Source organism: Gilliamella sp. B2824 (genome assembly GCF_026536245.1).
Lineage (GTDB): Bacteria > Pseudomonadota > Gammaproteobacteria > Enterobacterales > Orbaceae > Gilliamella.
This window is the reverse complement of record NZ_JAFNON010000016.1, coordinates 1-20,030: the sequence shown is the minus strand read 5'-3', so window position 1 is coordinate 20,030 and position 20,030 is coordinate 1. Positions and strand designations below refer to the sequence as shown.

Annotated in this window: 17 protein-coding genes and 1 pseudogene; 3 read left to right on the top strand and 15 right to left on the bottom strand. The window is 35.0% G+C overall.

Annotated features, from left to right (window positions below):
- Positions 1-456: 456 nt before the first annotated feature.
- The 6 genes from J3U56_RS11455 to ilvI form a co-directional block, all read right to left on the bottom strand.
- Positions 457-1,365: a lysine exporter LysO family protein gene (locus J3U56_RS11455; RefSeq protein WP_267332958.1), complete on the bottom strand. Its 909-nt coding sequence runs from the start codon at positions 1,363-1,365 to the stop codon at positions 457-459.
- A gap of 82 nt (positions 1,366-1,447) precedes the next feature.
- The gene (locus J3U56_RS11450; RefSeq protein ID WP_267344580.1) at positions 1,448-2,392 is read right to left on the bottom strand and encodes a VirK/YbjX family protein; all 945 of its coding nucleotides are present in this window, start codon (positions 2,390-2,392) and stop codon (positions 1,448-1,450) included.
- Positions 2,393-2,618: 226 nt separating this feature from the next.
- Positions 2,619-3,920, bottom strand: coding sequence for a phosphopyruvate hydratase (gene eno, locus J3U56_RS11445; RefSeq protein ID WP_065633501.1), 1,302 nt, complete (start codon positions 3,918-3,920; stop codon positions 2,619-2,621).
- Positions 3,921-3,966: 46 nt separating this feature from the next.
- Complete coding sequence (gene pyrG / locus J3U56_RS11440) at positions 3,967-5,604, bottom strand: glutamine hydrolyzing CTP synthase (RefSeq protein WP_267332960.1); 1,638 nt, start codon at positions 5,602-5,604, stop codon at positions 3,967-3,969.
- A 402-nt stretch (positions 5,605-6,006) separates the two neighbouring features.
- Positions 6,007-6,501, bottom strand: a complete 495-nt coding sequence (ilvN, locus tag J3U56_RS11435; protein ID WP_065633503.1) for an acetolactate synthase small subunit — start codon at positions 6,499-6,501, stop codon at positions 6,007-6,009.
- Positions 6,501-8,219 (bottom strand): acetolactate synthase 3 large subunit, encoded by a 1,719-nt coding sequence (ilvI, locus tag J3U56_RS11430; protein WP_267367793.1) that lies wholly within the window; start codon positions 8,217-8,219, stop codon positions 6,501-6,503. The genes ilvN and ilvI overlap by 1 nt, the downstream gene beginning before the upstream one ends.
- Before the next feature lie 276 nt (positions 8,220-8,495).
- Here ilvI and ygfZ point away from each other — a divergent pair, with 276 nt between their 5' ends.
- Positions 8,496-9,374, top strand: coding sequence for a tRNA-modifying protein YgfZ (ygfZ, locus tag J3U56_RS11425; protein ID WP_267348494.1), 879 nt, complete (start codon positions 8,496-8,498; stop codon positions 9,372-9,374).
- Between the two features lie 117 nt (positions 9,375-9,491).
- On the opposite strand, the gene J3U56_RS11420 is transcribed toward ygfZ, so the two are convergent.
- The 5 genes from J3U56_RS11420 to ppdD form a co-directional block, all read right to left on the bottom strand.
- On the bottom strand, positions 9,492-10,643 hold the full coding sequence (locus J3U56_RS11420; protein ID WP_267332963.1) for a M20 aminoacylase family protein: 1,152 nt from the start codon (positions 10,641-10,643) through the stop codon (positions 9,492-9,494).
- A 239-nt stretch (positions 10,644-10,882) separates the two neighbouring features.
- The gene (locus J3U56_RS11415; RefSeq protein WP_267367790.1) at positions 10,883-11,632 is read right to left on the bottom strand and encodes a prepilin peptidase; all 750 of its coding nucleotides are present in this window, start codon (positions 11,630-11,632) and stop codon (positions 10,883-10,885) included.
- Complete coding sequence (locus J3U56_RS11410) at positions 11,632-12,807, bottom strand: type II secretion system F family protein (protein ID WP_267367788.1); 1,176 nt, start codon at positions 12,805-12,807, stop codon at positions 11,632-11,634. Before J3U56_RS11410 ends, J3U56_RS11415 begins: the two co-directional genes overlap by 1 nt.
- Positions 12,804-13,913, bottom strand: coding sequence for an ATPase, T2SS/T4P/T4SS family (locus tag J3U56_RS11405; RefSeq protein WP_267367787.1), 1,110 nt, complete (start codon positions 13,911-13,913; stop codon positions 12,804-12,806). The genes J3U56_RS11410 and J3U56_RS11405 overlap by 4 nt, the downstream gene beginning before the upstream one ends.
- A 29-nt stretch (positions 13,914-13,942) precedes the next feature.
- A complete protein-coding gene (ppdD, locus tag J3U56_RS11400) occupies positions 13,943-14,374 on the bottom strand; it encodes a prepilin peptidase-dependent pilin (protein ID WP_267332967.1) in 432 nt (143 codons plus the stop codon).
- 203 nt (positions 14,375-14,577) lie between these two features.
- On the opposite strand from ppdD, the pseudogene ampD reads away from it, so the two are divergent.
- Together ampD and J3U56_RS12210 are read left to right on the top strand one after the other, a co-directional pair.
- Positions 14,578-15,117: pseudogene (ampD, locus tag J3U56_RS12215) on the top strand (1,6-anhydro-N-acetylmuramyl-L-alanine amidase AmpD); the annotation flags it as partial.
- On the top strand, positions 15,118-15,447 hold the full coding sequence (locus J3U56_RS12210; RefSeq protein ID WP_416379555.1) for a YqcC family protein: 330 nt from the start codon (positions 15,118-15,120) through the stop codon (positions 15,445-15,447).
- A gap of 74 nt (positions 15,448-15,521) precedes the next feature.
- Here the strand turns inward: J3U56_RS12210 and mltG are convergent, their stop codons facing one another.
- From mltG to J3U56_RS11375, 4 genes are all read right to left on the bottom strand, one after another.
- Positions 15,522-16,544 (bottom strand): endolytic transglycosylase MltG, encoded by a 1,023-nt coding sequence (gene mltG, locus J3U56_RS11390; RefSeq protein ID WP_267344570.1) that lies wholly within the window; start codon positions 16,542-16,544, stop codon positions 15,522-15,524.
- 5 nt (positions 16,545-16,549) lie between these two features.
- A complete protein-coding gene (gene alr / locus J3U56_RS11385; RefSeq protein WP_267367785.1) occupies positions 16,550-17,635 on the bottom strand; it encodes an alanine racemase in 1,086 nt (361 codons plus the stop codon).
- Positions 17,636-18,031: 396 nt separating this feature from the next.
- Positions 18,032-18,427 (bottom strand): hypothetical protein, encoded by a 396-nt coding sequence (locus J3U56_RS11380; protein ID WP_267332971.1) that lies wholly within the window; start codon positions 18,425-18,427, stop codon positions 18,032-18,034.
- 30 nt (positions 18,428-18,457) lie between these two features.
- Positions 18,458-20,030, bottom strand: a 1,573-nt coding sequence (locus J3U56_RS11375; protein WP_267367783.1) for a hypothetical protein, incomplete at its 5' end; no start/stop codon positions are given.

Below are 20,030 nucleotides of genomic sequence, written 5' to 3'. Positions count from 1 at the left end.
GACAGCAAAATAAAATAGAATAATTAGCTATATTAGTGTGATATATAAAAAACAATACCGTTAACAGATTGATAGTTGATGTCAAAAATATGATCAACGTTATTTTGTCAAAATGAGCATAAGTTTACATTCAAAACAAAAGATTCAGGTATTGATTAGCAAAAAAGATAAAAAGCATCACTCTATGCAATATTTTACAGTTGTATGGGTAACCTAGCTTAATTCGCTGCGCTTGATAGTTTAAAAACAAAATAAATAAATTGCTTTTAAAACTGAGTAATGAAATGAATAAGTTGATGTTGATGCTTAGAAGAATTTAAAAACTATTTAATATTTAGACAAATGACCCGCTAATTTAATTCAGCTTTTTACTCATTGATCCAACTCAATTAGTCAAAAAAGTTTTTAAATGAGCCTGACTGATTAATGAGTTAAATACAACTAATGCTTTTACCATTAAAATCCACCATAATTAAAAAGTGTCATTAAAATTGGCATTAATAAAGTCAATACAAACCCTTGTACAATGGCTGGTGGCACAATAGTGATGCCGGCGCCTTTTTGTAACATTGGTAAAGTAAAGTCCATCGAAGTTGCACCACACAAACCTAACGCAGTAAGTTTATAGCGTCTTATTAAGGTTGGAATAAGAATTATTGCACACAATTCACGCAAAATATCATTTAAAAAGGTTGCACTACCAATGATTGGACCATGCGCTTCTGTCATCAAAACTAAGGACAAAGAATACCAGCCAAATCCCGATGACATAGCAAGCCCAACACGAGTTGGAAAATCCAAAATGAAAGCAGCTAATATTCCACCTAAAAAAGTGCTTATGACCACGACTAAAGATGTCGTCAAACCAATTTTATTTAACAAAATCTGTTTAAACGAGATATTGTTACTACGTAGCTGGATACCAATGAGCAATAGAAGTAAAACTAACACTATTTGAATAATGCTGCCAGTATATTGCCAAAAAAACAAAGGTAAAAAACCGGCAATAAAACCGAGTATCAAGGCAATAAATACTTTTAAAGATTCAAAAATCAATTTAAAACGAGATTGAAAGGACGAGCCGGTGTTAGCTGTTTTCCAAGGCAAAAATAGATCAAATAAGATTAATGCCAAAAAATTGCCACCAAAAGTACAGACAAAAACAACAGCGGTATAGAGCAAAATATGCTGTAAATTTGTGATTAAATTGTCTAACTGAGCTAATTCAGCCCCCATGATAAAAAGAATAAAATAGACCATATAGCCAAGTATCTGATTAATTTTGGCTAGCCATTTTTGATCTTTAATTTTAATCAAATAACCTAAACACAATGGGACAAATGCAATCAAAATACCATAATACATTTTTATTCCTTTCCATGTTCATCTTCATATAGTATTGTTATAAAAATTAGAGGTAAAACTCTGCTCTAATATATCCTCATTATCAACGTAATGAGGATAAACTTTCCTCAATGCTAACTTTAAGCTGATCTAATAATGCATAACGATTACGATATTCCGAGCGTTTTTTACTCGCTATTTCGTCAATCGATTTTCGATTAATTTCGGTCGGTAATATAAATAAGTTTTTGGAATCTGGTTTACCGTCAATTGTTAACCAAAAATCATCGTAATCCGATAAAATTCTTTCTTGTCGGCTATTATATCGCCAGTTATTGTACACATGTGTGTTATTACCAACAGCAATCACCTGTTCTAAATTAAAATATTTAGCAATAATTAATGCCGCTTCTACCGCGACGCGTTTTGGAAAAAGTCCATAGCACTGCTTTGTTGCTTTTTGTACGCGTGTTCGTGCTTCATGATGCCCTGTTCCTTGTAAACCAGCAATAAATAGCGTAGATTTTTTTTGATATTCGACAAGGGTGAAGGTTAAAGTTGCTAAATCAATACCGTCATTATCATAAAAATAGAGACTCAATTCACCTTCACGCGCATATTTATTTCGCGCTTGAATAGCTATTTGTATGTTTGTTTCGTTTTTAGCGTCGATATTAGCCAAAATATAAGGCGATTCTGGGTTATAAAAAGCCTTAGACATATTGCCGGATTGCTTTGATAAAAAATCATAATGATAAACTAAAGCAGCTAAACGCTCTTTTTGTGTCAAACATGATGATAAATACGGCCGTTGTAATTTACAAGGTAAATTGGTTTGGCAGGAAAGGTAATAACCAAGTAAAGGATATTGTCTTAATTTATCAAGCAATTTGAGTGTAATTGGACTTAAAAAAAGTGTGCGAAAAAAGAACTTATATCGATAAGTTGGTTTAAGCCAAAGTTCATTAAGTGGAAGTTTGCCTACACAAAGCCAGTGAAAAAGTTGCCACTTACTTTTAGGCTGGGGCATATTTGTAATATTATTCATAATCAGAAAAAACTAAACTCGGTTAATTTAAAAAAATATAAAATGACTCAAGTATTACTTAATATGCAATATTAAAGATAAGTCATAAAATCAAGGCAATAAGGGTACAACACAATATAAGTCAGTGCAACTATCCTTATATAAGGTTATATTAAATAAAATGAAAATAAAAAACGGTGAATTTATCACCGTTTTTAAATAACGATTAATTTTTGTTAAAAATTAATTATTGACCTTTAACTTCTTTTAAACCGTTAAATGGTGCTTTAGAACCTAACGCTTCTTCAATACGCATTAATTGGTTGTATTTAGCAATACGGTCAGAACGGCTCATAGAACCAGTTTTGATTTGACCTGCTGCTAAGCCAACAGCTAAATCAGCAATGGTTGAATCTTCTGTTTCACCACTACGGTGAGAAATCACAGCGGTATAGCCAGCATCTTTAGCCATTTTAACTGCTGCAATTGATTCAGTTAATGTACCGATTTGGTTAACTTTAACTAGGATTGAGTTAGCAATGCCTTTTTCAATACCTTGTTTGAAGATTTTGGTATTAGTAACGAAAAGATCATCACCCACTAATTGGATTTTGTGACCTAATTCTTTAGTTAAGTATGCCCAACCTTCCCAATCGCTTTCATCTAAGCCATCTTCGATAGAAACAATTGGATATTGTTCACTTAAACTTTCTAAATAACGAGTAAATTCTTGAGCAGTAAACTCTTTATTACCTTCGCCTTTTAATACATATTTACCGGTTTCTTTGTTATAGAATTCAGATGCAGCACAGTCCATCGCAAGAGTAATGTCTTTACCTAATACATAACCTGCTTTTTCTACTGCTTCTTTAATACATTCTAATGCTTCAGCATTTGAATCTAGGTTAGGTGCAAAACCACCTTCGTCACCAACTGCAGTATTCATGCCTTTAGCGTGTAAAACTTTAGCTAAATTATGGAATACTTCAGAACCAATACGAATTGCTTCACGTACTGTTTTTGCACCAACTGGTTGAATCATGAATTCTTGTAAGTCGATGTTATTATCAGCGTGTTCACCACCGTTGATGATGTTCATCATTGGTAATGGCATAGAGTATTGACCTGGAGTACCATTTAAATCAGCGATGTGTTGATAAAGTGGTACACCTTTAGCTGCTGCTGCTGCTTTAGCATTTGCTAAAGATACGGCTAAAATTGAATTAGCACCTAAGTTAGATTTGAAATCAGTACCATCTAAATCAATCATGATTTGGTCGATAGCTGCTTGATCTAAAGCATCTTTTCCTAAAACAGCTTTAGCAATAGGTCCATTAACATTTTCAACAGCTTTTAATACGCCTTTACCTAAAAAGCGAGACTTGTCACCATCGCGAAGTTCTAGTGCTTCACGTGAACCAGTTGACGCACCAGATGGAACAATTGCTAGACCAACAAAACCACCCTCTAAGTGCACTTCGGCTTCAACTGTTGGGTTACCACGAGAGTCGATCACTTCACGACCATGTACTTTAACGATTTTTGCCATGTTTTTTTCCTCTATATGACAGATATATAACTAATGTAAAAATAAACTATTTTTGCTGCTGATCTTGATACTCTTTAGCAGCTTTCACAAAACTACTGAACAATGGATGTCCATCTCGTGGTGTTGAAGTAAATTCCGGATGGAATTGACATGCGACAAACCAAGGGTGTTCTGGAATCTCAATAATTTCAACTAATTTCTTATCAGTTGATAGTCCAGTGATCTTCAATCCAGCTTTCACAATTTCCGGTAATAAATTGTTGTTTACTTCATAACGATGACGATGACGTTCAGTGATCGACTCTTTTTTATACATATCAAATACTTTAGAATTTGTATCTAAATGGCAAATTTGCGAACCTAATCGCATAGTACCACCTAAATCGCTATTCTCATTACGTTGAACCACATTACCAGATTCATCACTCCATTCTGTGATCAACGCGATAACTGGGTTAGCACAATCTTTAACAAACTCTGTAGAGTTGGCATCTTTAATACCAGCCTTATTACGAGCATACTCAATTAAAGCAACTTGTAAACCAAGGCAAATACCTAAATAAGGAATTTTATTTTCACGCGCATAACGAGCTGCCATGATTTTTCCTTCAACACCTCGATAACCAAAGCCACCAGGAATCAAAATCGCATCTAAACCTTGTAATAATTCCGTACCACGAGATTCAAGATCTTCAGAATCAATATATCGAATATGAACAGTTAAACGATTTTTTAACCCGCCATGTTTTAATGCTTCGTTTACCGATTTATAAGCATCAGGTAGAGCAATATATTTTCCAACCATACCAATAGTAACTTCACCTATTGGGTTGGCTTCTTCATAAATTACCTGTTCCCATTCAGACAGATCAGCTTCTTTACATTCAAGGTGGAAGCGATTGCAAACAAATGTATCTAAATTCTGAGATTTTAATAGTGCAGGAATTTTATAAATAGAATCAACATCTTTTAATGAAATAACTGCGCGCTCAGGTACATTACAAAATAGTGCAATTTTAGCACGTTCATTAGCAGGAATAATGCGATCTGAACGACAAATTAATACATCAGGTTGAATACCAATTGATAGCAGCTCTTTCACTGAATGTTGTGTCGGTTTGGTTTTTACTTCCCCAGCCGAAGCTAAATAAGGTACTAACGTTAAATGCATAAATAACGTGTGCTCACGACCAACATCAACGGCTAATTGACGAATTGCTTCTAAAAATGGAAGTGATTCAATGTCACCCACTGTGCCGCCAACTTCAACAATAGCAACATCAAAACCTTTTGCACCTTCAATCACGCGTGATTTAATTTCGTTAGTGATATGAGGAATAACTTGAACAGTTGCCCCTAAGTAATCACCACGTCGCTCTTTACGTAGTACATCGGAATAAATTCGCCCAGTAGTAAAGTTATTTTTGCGTGTCATTTTAGTGCGAATAAAACGCTCATAATGACCCAAATCAAGATCAGTTTCTGCCCCATCTTCGGTAACAAAAACTTCACCATGTTGAATAGGACTCATTGTGCCCGGATCAACATTAATATAGGGATCGAGTTTGAGCATGGTGACTTTTAAATTGCGGGCTTCTAAAATTGCAGCAAGAGACGCTGCGGCAATGCCTTTACCCAAAGAAGAAACGACACCGCCTGTAACAAAAATATAATTCGTAACCATTAATACCAGACCATTATTAATTTATTAGAATAATATTGTGCGTTTTTAAACCATAAAAACCAACACAATATACGAAGAATCAGACGGGAAGATAGTATAACAGAATCAAGTATAGGTCTCAATTGAATAATTACGTTTAGCTGTTGTTTAGGCTGAATGATTTGATTAATCAGTATTTTTAATAGTAACTTGATTGTTGATGTAACTTCAATATTACTACCGTTTAGAACATATCTTAGTTTAGTGAAAACCTTAAGATCAAAGACAATTAAAACAAAGTTAGATGTGCGAGTTTAAGCATGATTTATTGATGTAACATGTCATAATATTTGAAAAATTAACTAAAAATAGCACTTAACAAGGCACTTAAGGTACCTTGTTATAAGCAAACTAAATACATAACTATTTGACTGTTTTTTCACTACGCGACAAACCAATAATCCCTGATCGGACTGTTTCCACAATATTACATGTTTCTCTAATTGATAATAAGAACGAATCAAGCTTTTCACTGGTGCCCGATAACTGAACAATATAATGCGTTGCAGTCACATCAACAATTGATCCTCGAAAGATATCGGCACATCGCTTCACTTCGTCACGTGCATCTGAATCTTTAGCGGCAACTTTAACTAACATAATTTCACGCTCAACATGAGGGCCTTCGGTTAAATCATTAACACGGTATACATTAATTAGTTTATGAAGTTGCTTTTGAATTTGTTCAAGTACATGCTCATCGCCTGAGGTTTGAATGGTCATACGATGCATGGTTGGATCTTCGGTTTGCGCCGTTGTGATGGTTTCGATATTAAAACCACGTTGTGAAAATAGACCAATTATTCTAGACAATGCGCCAGGTTCATTTTCAGTTAAAATAGATAATATATAACGCATTAGGTTCTCTCCGTTTTACTTAACCACATTTCACTCATTGAACCACCTCGAACTTGCATTGGATAAACATGTTCTGTAGCATCGGTCATCACATCTACAAAAACAAGTCGATCTTTAATTGCTAACGCTTGTTTAAGTTTGGATTCAAGCTCTTCACGCTTATTAATACTTATGCCAACATGACCATAAGCTTCAGCAATTTTAGCAAAATCAGGTAATGACTCCATATAAGACGAGGAATGTCGCCCTGCATAAATCATGTCTTGCCACTGTTTAACCATACCTAAAAAACGATTATTAAGATTCAAAATCAAAATAGGTAAACCATATTGTAATGCTGTTGATAGTTCTTGAATATTCATTTGAATACTACCATCACCGGTTACACAAACAACTCGATTTTTTGGGAAGGCCAATTTAACACCTAATGCGGCAGGTAAGCCAAAGCCCATGGTACCAAGTCCACCTGAAGTAATAAAGTGTCTTGGTTTATCAAACGGATAATAAAGCGCTGTAAACATTTGATGTTGACCTACATCGGTAGTGATATAAGCATCGCCTTTAGTTAATTTATATAATACTTCAATTGCTTCTTGCGGTTTAATACTGTTACCTTCATGACTATAAGCAAGGCAATGTCGAGCTCGCCAATGATCGATCTGTTTCCACCAATCAACCAAGGCATCTAAGTCACGCTCTATGTTTAGTTCATCAATTTGATCTAACATAGTTTCTACAACAACTTTAGCATCACCAACAACAGGAATACTTGCCATGATGGTTTTAGATATTGATGTCGGATCGATATCGACATGAATTATTTTGGCTTTAGGACAATATTTTTCAACATTATTAGTTGTTCTATCATCAAAACGTGCACCGATAGCCAAAATAACATCCGCATTATGCATCGACATATTGGCTTCATACACACCGTGCATACCTATCATGCCTAGATAATGTTTATTTGTTCCGGGGAAAGCACTAATGCCCATCAGCGTTGAAGCAACAGGCAGATTCAATTTTTCAGCAAACAGTTTGATCGCCTCACTTGCATTAGCAGAAATCACACCGCCACCAATAAAAAGAACCGGTTTTTTAGCAGTAAAAAGTGTCGTTAGCGCTTTTTTTATTTGTCCTTTATGTCCATGTATTGTTGGATTATAAGAACGCATCGATACTGATTTTGGATAATGATAATTATATTTATTGGCAGGATTAACAATATCTTTCGGTAAATCAATGACAACAGGACCTGGACGACCGGTTGACGCAATATAAAATGCTTTTTTGATAATTTCTGGAATATCTTGAGTATCTTTGATTAAAAAACTATGTTTAACAATTGGTCTTGAAATACCGACCATATCGCACTCTTGGAATGCATCATTGCCAATTAAATTACTTGCTACTTGTCCAGATAATATAACCAGTGGCACAGAATCCATATAGGCAGTTGCAATACCGGTAATAGTGTTAGTCGCGCCTGGCCCCGATGTAACTAACACAACACCAACATCACCCGTAGCTCGAGCGTAACCATCAGCCATGTGCACAGCTGCTTGCTCATGACGGACTAATATATGTTCAATACCACCAAGTGTATGAATTGCGTCATAAATATCAAGAACACTACCACCAGGATAACCAAATATCTGTTTTACTCCTTGATCAATCAATGATTGAATGACCATTTCTGCACCTGACAATTTTGCCATGCTTATTGCCTCCAATATAACTTTTTTGTCATCTATTGATTTATTGTGCATTAACTTATATATAAAATCAATTAAGTCAATAATATAACTTTTAACTAAATCACAATAAAAAAATAATGGTGTAAATTTGCAAAATCAAAATAAAGGGAGTTTAATAAAGTAATCAAAATATTATATATTGATTTTCCAGTCATTTTTGTTTTGTTTTAACACTTTAGAAAATTGGAACTCTAGTGTTACTGATGTTAAAATTCTTTATTTGTAAAAGGCACTATTATGAGCAATTTCTCAATTAAACCCATTTCACTTGCCGATTGGCAGTTAGTAAAAGTATCTGGAGTGGATAATCGCAAATATTTACAGGGACAAGTGACGATTGATATCGATCACCTTTCTCAGCAAACTGCCTTGTTTGCTGCACATTGTGATGCTAAAGGCAGAATGTGGAGTAACATGCTATTATTTCAACGAGGACAAGATATCTACTATATCTTACGTAAAAGTGTTGCTGATGTGCAAATTGCTGCTTTAAAAAAATATGCCGTATTTTCTAAAGTCTCTATCGAGCAGGTTAATGATTTAAATATCGTTGGTTTAGAATACGATGCTATACCCGCAGATATTATTGACCAATTCAATCATCAAAATTGTATTACCCATAATAATATTACTTATATCAAATTAAATTTACCTCATACACGGGCAATTAGGGTATCTCCTCAAACTATCGATGAGGATTTACAACCTTGTAGCCGATGGGTTCAACTTGATTTAGAAGCAGGTTATGCCATTATCGATAAAGAAAATTGTGAAACATTACTGCCTCAAGCATGTAATTTACAATATTATGACGCCATCAGTTTTGATAAAGGCTGTTATTGTGGTCAAGAAATGGTGGCTCGAGCTCAATTTCGTGGCGCTAATAAACGAGGGCTTTATTTATTAACGGGTAAAAGCGATAGTTTACCCAATATTGGTGATACCATCGAATGCCAGATTGATGGCAATTGGCGTGAAAGCGGTCAAGTCCTTGCAACGATGAAATTAAATCAAGACAACGATATTTATGTTCAAGTTGTACTTGCTAATGGCATCGATCTCAACACACAATTTAGAGTAAAAGGCGCTGTAGCGAGTAAACTTTGTTTTCATTAATTGATTAAGGCTTGTTAAGATCAGTGAAAGCTAATCAGTTAACATCTACATTTAAAAAGATAGTTAACTGATTAGTTAAGTAAATTTCTGATAACAATTAAAAAATGTTAGGTTGAGTTATCCCCCAAGTTCTTGATTGACTATTTCAATAAAGTATTGCGCCCCGGTTATTAAAACTTCATCGTTAAAATTGTAGGCTGGATTATGTAAATTAGCACCTTTGCCAGCACCCAGCCACACATATACGCCTGGTATTTTTTGCAGCATAAAAGCAAAATCTTCCGAGCCCATTGATGGTAAAGGATCGATAATAAGACCATTTTCACCAACAACGTTTTTAGCAGCTTCTATCGCAATATCAGCTTGCTTAGCATAGTTAATTGTTGCCGGGTAACGCCGTTGATAATCAACCTCAGCCTTAGCTTCGAATGTGCTGGCAATACCTGTTGCAATCTGTGTAATGCGTTGCTCAGCCATATCTTGTACATCGGCGCTAAAAGCACGAACTGTACCACGAATTACCGCTTGTTGTGGTAACACGTTCCACGTATCGCCACTATGTATTTGCGTAACACTCACCACAAGAGAGCTAATAGGATCGACATTGCGGCTGACAATGCTTTGCAAACTATTTACGATTTGTGTTGCCGTTAAAATTGTATCTTTACCAAGATGAGGAGCGGCAGCATGAGCGCCAACACCTGTTACTTTGATTTCGAAAACATCATATGATGCCATCATTGGTCCATGGTTAATGTAAAAATGATTTAATTTCATATTCGGTTGATTATGAATACCATAAACAGCTTCAATTGGAAAACGATCAAACAAGCCATTTTCAACCATAACACGAGCACCGCCTTCGTTTTCTTCAGCTGGCTGGAAGATAACAACGACTGTACCCGAAAAATCACGGTGTTCACTCAAATATTTAGCCACGCCTAATAATGTTGCAGTATGACCATCATGACCACAGGCATGCATTTTACCCGGGATAGTTGAACAATAATCTATTTTATTCTCTTCTATAATATCTAAAGCATCAATATCGGCACGCAATGCGATAACTCGACCTTCTTTTTTGCCTTTAATAATACCGACCACACCAGTTGGTGCAAAATCGGTATAGAGCTCAGTTATACCGAAAGATTTAAGCTTTTCAATTATAAATTCCGTTGTTTTCTTCTCTTCAAATGCGGTTTCTGGGTGGGCATGGATGTGATGACGCCATGCAATCATCTCTGATTTCAATTCATTAATACGACTCATTATACATTCCTTATTCATTCTCAATTGTAAACTTAATCAGTTTATTGATTAGTACTATACTGCTATTCTAGCTTTTATAAAAATAACTATTTTTACTATGATTAGTGATTTTAGTTATATATTAAAATACAGATAAACTAACTGATGAACTTTGAAAAAGAAGCAAATATTTAATTGATTTACGTTATATATAAAAATTAGATGTGTATGAGCAAAATTTGACCATTTTAATCATTTAATTAACTAAAATAGCAGCAGCAATACGCCGAAATTGATAAAAATGGACCAAATGGAATAACTTTTAATGATTGTCGATAAAAAAGATAGTTTAAGATCAGAAAATAAAAAATACCCAATATTGAAGCCATAATTACTAATAAGGGTAGTAAATGATAAGGAATCCATGCACCTATCGAGGCAAGTAATTTTATATCTCCCCCGCCTAATCCATGCTTGTTTGAAATTAAATAAAATAAACTAGCCGGTACTTTTAATAAAAGATACCCGCATAAAATACCAATAAATGCATCGGCTAATAGTATATTGCTGATGTTCAAATATGCCGCCAATAAGCCTCCCCACATTAATGGTTGCGTAAAAAAATCCGGCAATAGATAATATTTAAAATCGATTAAGGCTAATAGTAAAAAATAACAGCCCAACATCATTAACACAATACTTTGCGCAGTAATACCTTTATGCCAATAAATCACCATAAACAACACTGACATAGCTAACTCTAGCAAAAAATAGTGAGCCGGTATTTTAGCCTGACATGCATAACAGCGTTGTCTTAATAGCAAATAAGACAACAGCGGAACTAATTGCCAAACTTTCAGTTTATTCAAGCAATTTGGACAAGATGAACATGTTAAACTGATGACCGATAAATAAATAAAAGGAGAATGTAATGGCGAAAACCGACTAAAAGCAACGCAAATAAAACTGCCCATACATGCACCTAACATCGCAATAATACAAGCTATCATTAGTTAATCACCTCGCCAAGTTGAAAGATAGGCAAATACATAGCAATAATTAAACTTCCAATGATTAGCGCTAGTATTAACATTAACAACGGTTCAACTAATTGAGATAAATTATCAGTTAATGTTTGACTCTGCGCTTCATAGTAATCGGCTAACTTGGTTAGCATTAAATCCAGCGTACCGGATTGTTCTCCTATGTGGATCAATTGACGACATAAAGTTGGAAAACACGGTTGTGTTTGTAAAACATGACTAAATGAAAGCCCTTTTTCGATTTCGGCTATCATATAAAAAATACTTTTTTGATACACGCGATGCATAATCGTATTAGCCGAAGCGGTCAAACCTGCAAGTAAAGGGATGCCAGCTTGTTGAGTTATTGCTATTGTTTGAAAGATATGTGTTAAACAAGTAGTGGCAATTACTTTACCGATTATAGGTAATTTTAATGTATAACTATCAATCACATCTCGATAGCGAAGCTTAAGATAATACTGATACAATAAATAGCTTAGTAATAGAGTAATTAAAACAACGAACCAAGCCCGTTGTAAAAAGTGTGACAAATCGATAATGCACTGGGTAAACAACGGCAATTGAGCATCAAAATCTTGATAGATCTGAGCAAACCTGGGTAAAACCACTAATAGCATTATCACTATCACAATTATAGATACCGTAAGTAAAAAGCATGGATAACGCATGGCCTGTTTGATACGCTTTTGTAGTTTTATTGATTTTTCAAGTTGTAACGTTAACTGTTCAAAACTTGAATCTAATTGTCCTGTCATCTCACCGATTGCAACAATTTCACAATAAAGTGTCGGAAAGACCAAATGATGATGAGTTAAAACTTTTGATAAAGGTTCCCCTTTTGCAATCTGATGTTCAATTTCAACAAGAAGATATTGCCAATGAGGATGAGGGTGCTCTTTCGCTAAAATAAGTAAACTATCAACAATAGAAAGACCTGCTTTAAGCATCGTTGCTATTTGTTTAGTAACAACCAGTAACTCTAAACGAGTAAAACTATGTTTACTAATATATTTAACTGCTTTTATTTTGATGGCAATTTTGCCTTGTAATAATAGCTGTTTTTTCGCGTCTTGCTGAGAAGACGCAATTATTTTATTTTCATTAAAATCCAAATCATACCATACGTAGAGCCTTTTCATAGATAATCACCCAAAACACGTTGCAATTCTGCAATGGTGGTAACACCATCTTTAACCAGTTTTTGTCCTGCAACTTTAAGCGTTATCATATTGGTAGGCGAAATCATTTGGTCACGGAGTAATTGATGTTGTATTTCTGCCGTTATTGGTAAAAATTCATATAATCCTATGCGCCCATGATACCCACCAAAACAATGTTCGCAGCCCATAGCAATAAAATGAGCTGTTGTTTCTCCTCCTAGCACTATTAATTGACTTGCGACAACCTTACAATACTGACAAAGCTTACGAACAAGACGTTGGGCAATAATTAATTTTAAACTTGAGGAAACCAGATAATTTTTAATTCCCATTTGATTTAATCGAATTAAGGCTTCTAAACTTGAATTGGTGTGCAATGTGGATAAAACTAAATGTCCTGTTTGTGCTGCTTGAATAGCAATCTCTGCTGTTTCAGGATCACGAATTTCACCAATCATTATCACATCGGGATCTTGCCTAAGTAAGGCTCGCAATATAACAGCAAAGGTTAAACTTGCTTTAACATTTATGGCAGTTTGATTAATGCCATCAATGGGGATTTCTATCGGATCTTCAACGCTACAAATATTACGCTCAGGTTTGTTTAACTTTTTTAATCCACTATATAAGGTAACCGTTTTCCCGCTACCGGTTGGCCCAGTCACTAAAATCAACCCTTGAGGATAATCTAAAATTTGTTGAAATATTGAAAGATTGTGTTGTGTTAATCCTAAATCATCAATGGTGAGTTCCGATTCATTATTGTCCATGACTCTCAGCACGATTTTTTCACCATTAATGACCGGTAACGTAGATATCCGCATTGCATAACGATCTACCATCAATTGACCATCTTGTGGCAAGCGTTGCTCAGCAATATTTAACTTTGCCATAATTTTTAACCGAGCGGCAATTTGTTTAGCTAAAGCTAATGGTGGCGTAAGCATATCTTGCAGCACACCATCAATTCGCATGCGAATACGATAATGATGTAAATAAGGTTCAAAATGAATATCCGAAGCCCGTTTATCTAATGCTGACAACAATAATTTATCTAAACTTTCAACTAATTGCTCTGCATTCATCACATATTCCTTGTCAATCGTTTTAACGATCAAAATTTAAAAATAGCTTCACAAGCTTGTGTTAAAGACGTATCTATCGGTGTTGTTAAACAATTTCGGGTCCAAACTAAATTACCTTCAGTGGTATTAATTGTCGGTGTTAAGGTTGTGGTTAATCCCAATAAAGCGCTCTTGCCAACCAAAGTAATCACGCCGTTAGTTACAGAAACAGATGTGACATAATTCGATGATTTACTGATGGGCACACCATTATTACCATTACTGCAATGTGTTAAATGACCTTGTTCAATTGCACATATTTCAATAGCGGTTTTATAAGCTGTCATAGTCTGTAGCATATCGGTTAAAGCCGCCTTTTTTACATAACCTTGATAAGCCGGCAAACCAATGGCTGTAAGAATAGCAATAACAACTATTGCAATCATAAGTTCAAACAAGGTAAATCCTGATTGAGCTGTCATAATTATCTCGTGAGTTAAAGTTAGTGAATAAGGTAGTGACTTTATAGCAAAACAAAAAAATGAAATAATATGTAAAAATTCATTTTGGAAGTAATGATTGATATTTATTGCAACTATTTAAGATGCAAGAAGAATGTTTGAGAACGTTATCGCAAAATTAAATTTTATCCTCACTGTATAAAGCAAAGTTTATTGGAGTCCATATGTCACTTAATATTGTTAATGGTTGGTTACAGGGTGTAAAACAAGTCATTTCACCTTATTATAATGATCGCCCTGCTAATGAAGAAATTTCATTAATAGTGATTCATAATATCAGTTTACCGCCAAATCAATATGGTGGTCCTTATGTTGAACAACTATTTACGGGTAAACTTGATCCTAACGAACATCCCTATTTTGCAACAATTTATCAACTAGAAGTATCTAGCCATCTATTTATTCGTCGTGATGGTCAGATAATTCAATTTGTTCCATTTGATAAGCGAGCTTGGCATGCTGGGCAATCACGTTTTGAAGGTAGGGAGAATTGTAATAATTTTTCGATTGGCATTGAAATGGAGGGTTGTGATACAGATGATTTTACGGATTATCAATATCAACAATTAGCCGCTGTTACCTTATTGTTGCAACACACGTATGGCATTAAAAATATTACTGGTCATAGCGATATTGCACCAGAACGTAAAACTGATCCTGGACCTTGTTTTAATTGGCAATATTATCGCAAACTTATTGATGAATTGTCACAAGCCCAAAAAATAGTAAAACAACTTGAGTTAATCAAACTTGAATTACAAAACATTCGTTTATGGCAAACAACGCCACCACCAACTGCTGCTTTTTTAAGCCAAGAACCTTTTGCAATTGATACTATGCAAAGTCATGAATGGTTACAATGGATTTTTATTCCGCGGATTTTGGCGCTTATCGATGCCAAAACCAATATTCCGACATTTGCACTTCATCCTTATTTTGAAGAAGCCTTAAAAGAACATCCTGAAAATACCGTTCAACTGTTACATCTTATTAAACAGCTTGACAAACTATCCACAGAAAATGAACGCAATTAAACCGTTATGCTTACATTTTTGGAATTTGTTATAGATGCCGCATACTGATTTATGCGGCGATGATAGCGATAAGATTAATTAACATCACGCGTTAATTTACGGTATTCATTTACTGCTTGTTGATGACTACCATAACTATTGGAGAACGTATGACCACCGTTGCCTGTTGCCACAAAAAACAGATAGTTGGTCTTAGCTGGGTGAGCAGCGGCTTCTAAAGAAGCAAGGCTAGGCATAGCAATAGGTGTAGGCGGTAACCCCTCAATAACATAAGTATTATACGGATTGTTGGTATCGGTTAGATCTGAGCGCCTAATGGCACCAGTATAATTATCACCTAAGCCATAAATGATCGTTGGATCAGTTTGTAATTTCATTTTTGCCTTTAATCGATTCACAAATACCGAAGCAACATTCGCTCGTTCAGAACTAATGCCCGTCTCTTTTTCAATAATTGAAGCTATGATTAACATTTCGTAAGGCGATCGATATGGCAAATCTTTATCACGATTATCCCATACTTTTTGTAAATTATTTTTCATGGTCAGATAAGCACGTTTTAATATACTTACATCAGTCGAATCGGCCGTATAAAGATATGTATTTGGTGATAACCATCCTTCGATTGAACCATCAATACCCAATAATTTAGCAATTTCTTCATTGGATTTGCCATCGAGTGTTTGTTGAATATAAGGTGTAGTTTTAAGCACATTAAGCCAATCTTTAGCGCGTTTACCTTCAACAAATTGAATAGAAAAATTACTCTCTTTTCCAGAGACTAGTAACTGTAAAAATTCTTCAACTGTCATGTGAGCATGTAATTGATATGTGCCAGCTTTTATCGAACTCAACGAAGGATCTAATTTATAAAGATAAGGTAACAAATAAGCTTGTTGCATTAAGTTGTTTTGTTTTATTTCAGCAACTAATTGATGCAAAGTTGTTCCCTTTTTAAGCACAAATATTTGGTTGTCATCTGTGACTTGCATTTGCTGTTTTGAGAATTGGTGCAGAAAATAGTAACTAATACCAATTGCACCACCTATAATAATAATGAGTGTAAGAATCGTATATAAAAATATTTTTTTTGTCATAATGATTAATCTATATAGTGAATTTTTGCGCGGGAAGTTAAGCGCGTTAAAAGCTCATATGCACTGATACCGGTGTGTTTAGCAATCTCTTCAACAGGTAACTGTTTACCCCAAAATATGACCTCATCACCGGGTTTTTCTAGACTATCGATCCCTAAATCGATCACAATCATATCCATTGAAACTCGCCCCACAATTGGCACTCGGCGTCCGTTAATAACGACAGGCGTATTTTCCGCAATATTACGTGGATAACCGTCACCATATCCCATAGCAACCACGCCTAAAAGCGTATCTTTGTGGCTTGTCCAGATTTGACCATAACCGACAGCTTGACCTTTTTTATGTTTACGCACAGCAATTAATTCAGATTTGAATGTCATTACAGGTTTAAGATCCGCAATAGGATCGTTGAAAGGAGAAACACCATACAACGCAATTCCTGCTCTTATCATATCACGATGAGAATCAGGCCAATGCAATATTCCTCCAGAGGCAGCAATAGAAAGTTTGTTGATCAATGATTTATTGCCTGAAGAATGAATAAACGCATCTAATCGTGCATTTTGTTGGTTAGTTTGTGCTGAATCAAATTCATCCGCTGAGCTAAAATGGCTAATAATGTTTATCGATTTACGTATCACTTGACAATTAGCAAGCCGATTAAATTCGGCTTGTGCTTCATCTAAATGAAACCCTAACCGATGCATTCCTGTATCAATTTTAAACCATGCGGTAATTTGATTGTCAATGGCAATATTATTTAAAGCATCAATTTGCCAACTAGCGTGGATCACCGGTTGCAAATTAAAATCGATCAAATCCGCTACATCATCATGAGGGAAAAAACCTTCAAGTAAGACAATCGGTGTATTAATACCAAGTTTTCTTAAAAATAATGCTTCAGAAACTCTTGCAACCCCAAAATAACTGACTTTATCTTGCAATAACTTAGCGATGCCCTCAACACCATGACCATAAGCATTGGCTTTAACAATAGCCATTAGTGCGCTTTGCGGTGCTTGATTTTTTAAAACGTCAAGATTATGCAGAATTGATTTACGATTTATTTCAACAACAGCGATAGACATTGTGTATAACCTAACTGATATATCAGGAAGATATTGTAAATTTTGTTGTTGAGAAGCACAATAAAAATATTGGTTTGATTATTTATGATATAAGTTTAGTAAAACTAGGCGGCACTTTGTAATAAAGTCAGTAAAATAACTTTATCATCAAAAATTTTTAAAAATAATAATTAAATAACCTTAACAGATTGATTAATTATGCTTAATTACAAAACATTATATTATCTTGTGTCAGTGTCTATTCAATTATTAAATTTTTTAGATCTGTTAAAAACGCGTTCGTTTTCAAAATTAATCAATTAAAATTCAGCTTGTTTTGCTAACGATGATGTAATATGAACACAAATCAAATATTTTTTTCTAGACAATAGCAGTTAGCTATTGTCTAGATTTTGCTCAAATATAGTGCGAGCTCCGACGCCGACGGCTCGTCGTTGATAACGACTCGGAGTCGGCTTTTGCCATTTCGTTCATTTCATTCTCTTCAAGGCAACGTCGCGCAAACCATTGACCATAATTCGTTAAATCAAAATCACCAGCAATTAGGTAACCAAAAGAGGTTAAGGTCGCTCCCGGTAAACGTTCGTTTATCTTATTTGCCGGAAAGGCACACTTAACAATCCATTGATTTCGAGCACCTGTAGCTTGATAAAATTTCAATTTTAGCTGTTGCCCAAGTATCTCATTTAAAATGTAGGCAGACTGATTATACGCACGTAAAAATAATCCTTCACGAAATAATAAAATACCTTGATATTGACTCAATAAATCTAACTTCTTATCAATTTTCATTTTTATACCAACCAAACAGATAAAAAGCCGTTATTGCCGACAAACCAAATAGTCAGGAGCCCCTACTGCATCAGCATCTACCCCTAAAAGACCTGAACTTGAATTAACATCAATATGAGTACCATAACTACTTTGATAATATAAATCTTTTGTCCAATATCTATCGCCTTCATCTCGCCATGTTGAATCAGGATAAGTTTGTTGAGTTGAATAACCCCATTCGGGTAGAAGTCCCTGACCAATGGCTCTTGTATAACCATTTATAATTTCAAAAGAACCATTTAAACGATTATCAACAGGTGTATTGGTTAACTCCGAGTATGAGAGCAAATTATTTATACTACATCTTTGAATAGCAACACTCCAAATATCAAAAAAATCTTTAAGCGGATTCGCCCAGACACTGGTTGGATTAAATGTATAATCTAACTTGATCATTGGATTTTGCTTAACAGTTGCTCTTACAGTAACATCACCAGTTGGTTTGCCTTTTAGTAAGACATAACCTTGTTGATCAATAGCCACTTGCCCCCCAGGATTATTGGGAACACTAAAACTATAACTGGCAGGAGAGCCTGTCACAATTAGTTGAAATTTGGCACCAGCAAAACCGGTCGTCGGAAATTTTTTACCACCAGATGCAGTTGGCGTCGCTTTAAAGCCGATGTTAGGCACATAATCTGACGTATAGCCTCCACCAACAGCTGTCCTTGACGTATATCGTGAATCATTCCATGCAACGAATGTATTACTACTATCAAAACTTAACCACTGAAATTGTGGCATTTTTTCAATAGCATAGGGTTTAACATAACATACTGTGTGTTTAGACAATATATAGTAACTGTGGCTTTCGCCTTTGAATGAATTCGTATCCGGTATACCATAATTAGTCAATAAAGCACCATCATCGGCACTAAGTGTTAATTTATAGGGAGATTTACACGAATCTAACTCACTATTCGGATTCGATTTCACATAATCGGTCACATCTTCGCCATCGTACGTTTCCCATTTCACTTTCATATAACCCGTTATGGTAAAAAGTTTATCCCCATCTGCATCACGCCAATAATTATTTGCCACTATTACATTAGCTAACGGCATTGATGGATAATTACTAAAAGGTAAATAGGTTTTAATATCATTAAAAGTTGTCGGCACTTTTTCTATCACAATGGGTTCAACTACTGATGATTTGTCTTCCAACGCGCTTATCACTTTATTATTCGGTAACGTTAGCGATAACAGTGGTAATATTGTTGTTGATACTGTCTTTCCATTGTCATAAGTTAAATAAGGACTTGTCCCATTTATTACCTGTGCTGTTTGTGTCGTTAAACCATACACCGGCTTTATCGATATCACTGTAAACAACACCAACAAAAATAGAGTGCATAAACCTGTTTTTACTATCCCCTGCCTTAAAAACGCTTTGAATAAGGAGATACGATTAGACTCACTAATATAGAAAAAATAAAGAGATAAATCTGAAAATGGATTTTTGTATAAAGAATAAAACTCTTGATAACAATTATTATCACTATTAACTAATAAAAACGATGCCCGATGCCCGATGCCCGATGCCCGATGCCCGATGCCC

What these genes read in the sequence shown, in the direction of transcription:
- J3U56_RS11455 (WP_267332958.1), bottom strand. Translation starts at nt 1,365, where the DNA reads ATGTATTATGGTATTTTGATTGCATTTGTCCCATTGTGTTTAGGTTAT.
- J3U56_RS11450 (WP_267344580.1), bottom strand. Translation starts at nt 2,392, where the DNA reads ATGAATAATATTACAAATATGCCCCAGCCTAAAAGTAAGTGGCAACTT.
- eno (WP_065633501.1), bottom strand. Translation starts at nt 3,920, where the DNA reads ATGGCAAAAATCGTTAAAGTACATGGTCGTGAAGTGATCGACTCTCGT.
- pyrG (WP_267332960.1), bottom strand. Translation starts at nt 5,604, where the DNA reads ATGGTTACGAATTATATTTTTGTTACAGGCGGTGTCGTTTCTTCTTTG.
- ilvN (WP_065633503.1), bottom strand. Translation starts at nt 6,501, where the DNA reads ATGCGTTATATATTATCTATTTTAACTGAAAATGAACCTGGCGCATTG.
- ilvI (WP_267367793.1), bottom strand. Translation starts at nt 8,219, where the DNA reads ATGGCAAAATTGTCAGGTGCAGAAATGGTCATTCAATCATTGATTGAT.
- ygfZ (WP_267348494.1), top strand. Translation starts at nt 8,496, where the DNA reads ATGAGCAATTTCTCAATTAAACCCATTTCACTTGCCGATTGGCAGTTA.
- J3U56_RS11420 (WP_267332963.1), bottom strand. Translation starts at nt 10,643, where the DNA reads ATGAGTCGTATTAATGAATTGAAATCAGAGATGATTGCATGGCGTCAT.
- J3U56_RS11415 (WP_267367790.1), bottom strand. Translation starts at nt 11,632, where the DNA reads ATGATAGCTTGTATTATTGCGATGTTAGGTGCATGTATGGGCAGTTTT.
- J3U56_RS11410 (WP_267367788.1), bottom strand. Translation starts at nt 12,807, where the DNA reads ATGAAAAGGCTCTACGTATGGTATGATTTGGATTTTAATGAAAATAAA.
- J3U56_RS11405 (WP_267367787.1), bottom strand. Translation starts at nt 13,913, where the DNA reads ATGAATGCAGAGCAATTAGTTGAAAGTTTAGATAAATTATTGTTGTCA.
- ppdD (WP_267332967.1), bottom strand. Translation starts at nt 14,374, where the DNA reads ATGACAGCTCAATCAGGATTTACCTTGTTTGAACTTATGATTGCAATA.
- mltG (WP_267344570.1), bottom strand. Translation starts at nt 16,544, where the DNA reads ATGACAAAAAAAATATTTTTATATACGATTCTTACACTCATTATTATT.
- alr (WP_267367785.1), bottom strand. Translation starts at nt 17,635, where the DNA reads ATGTCTATCGCTGTTGTTGAAATAAATCGTAAATCAATTCTGCATAAT.
- J3U56_RS11380 (WP_267332971.1), bottom strand. Translation starts at nt 18,427, where the DNA reads ATGAAAATTGATAAGAAGTTAGATTTATTGAGTCAATATCAAGGTATT.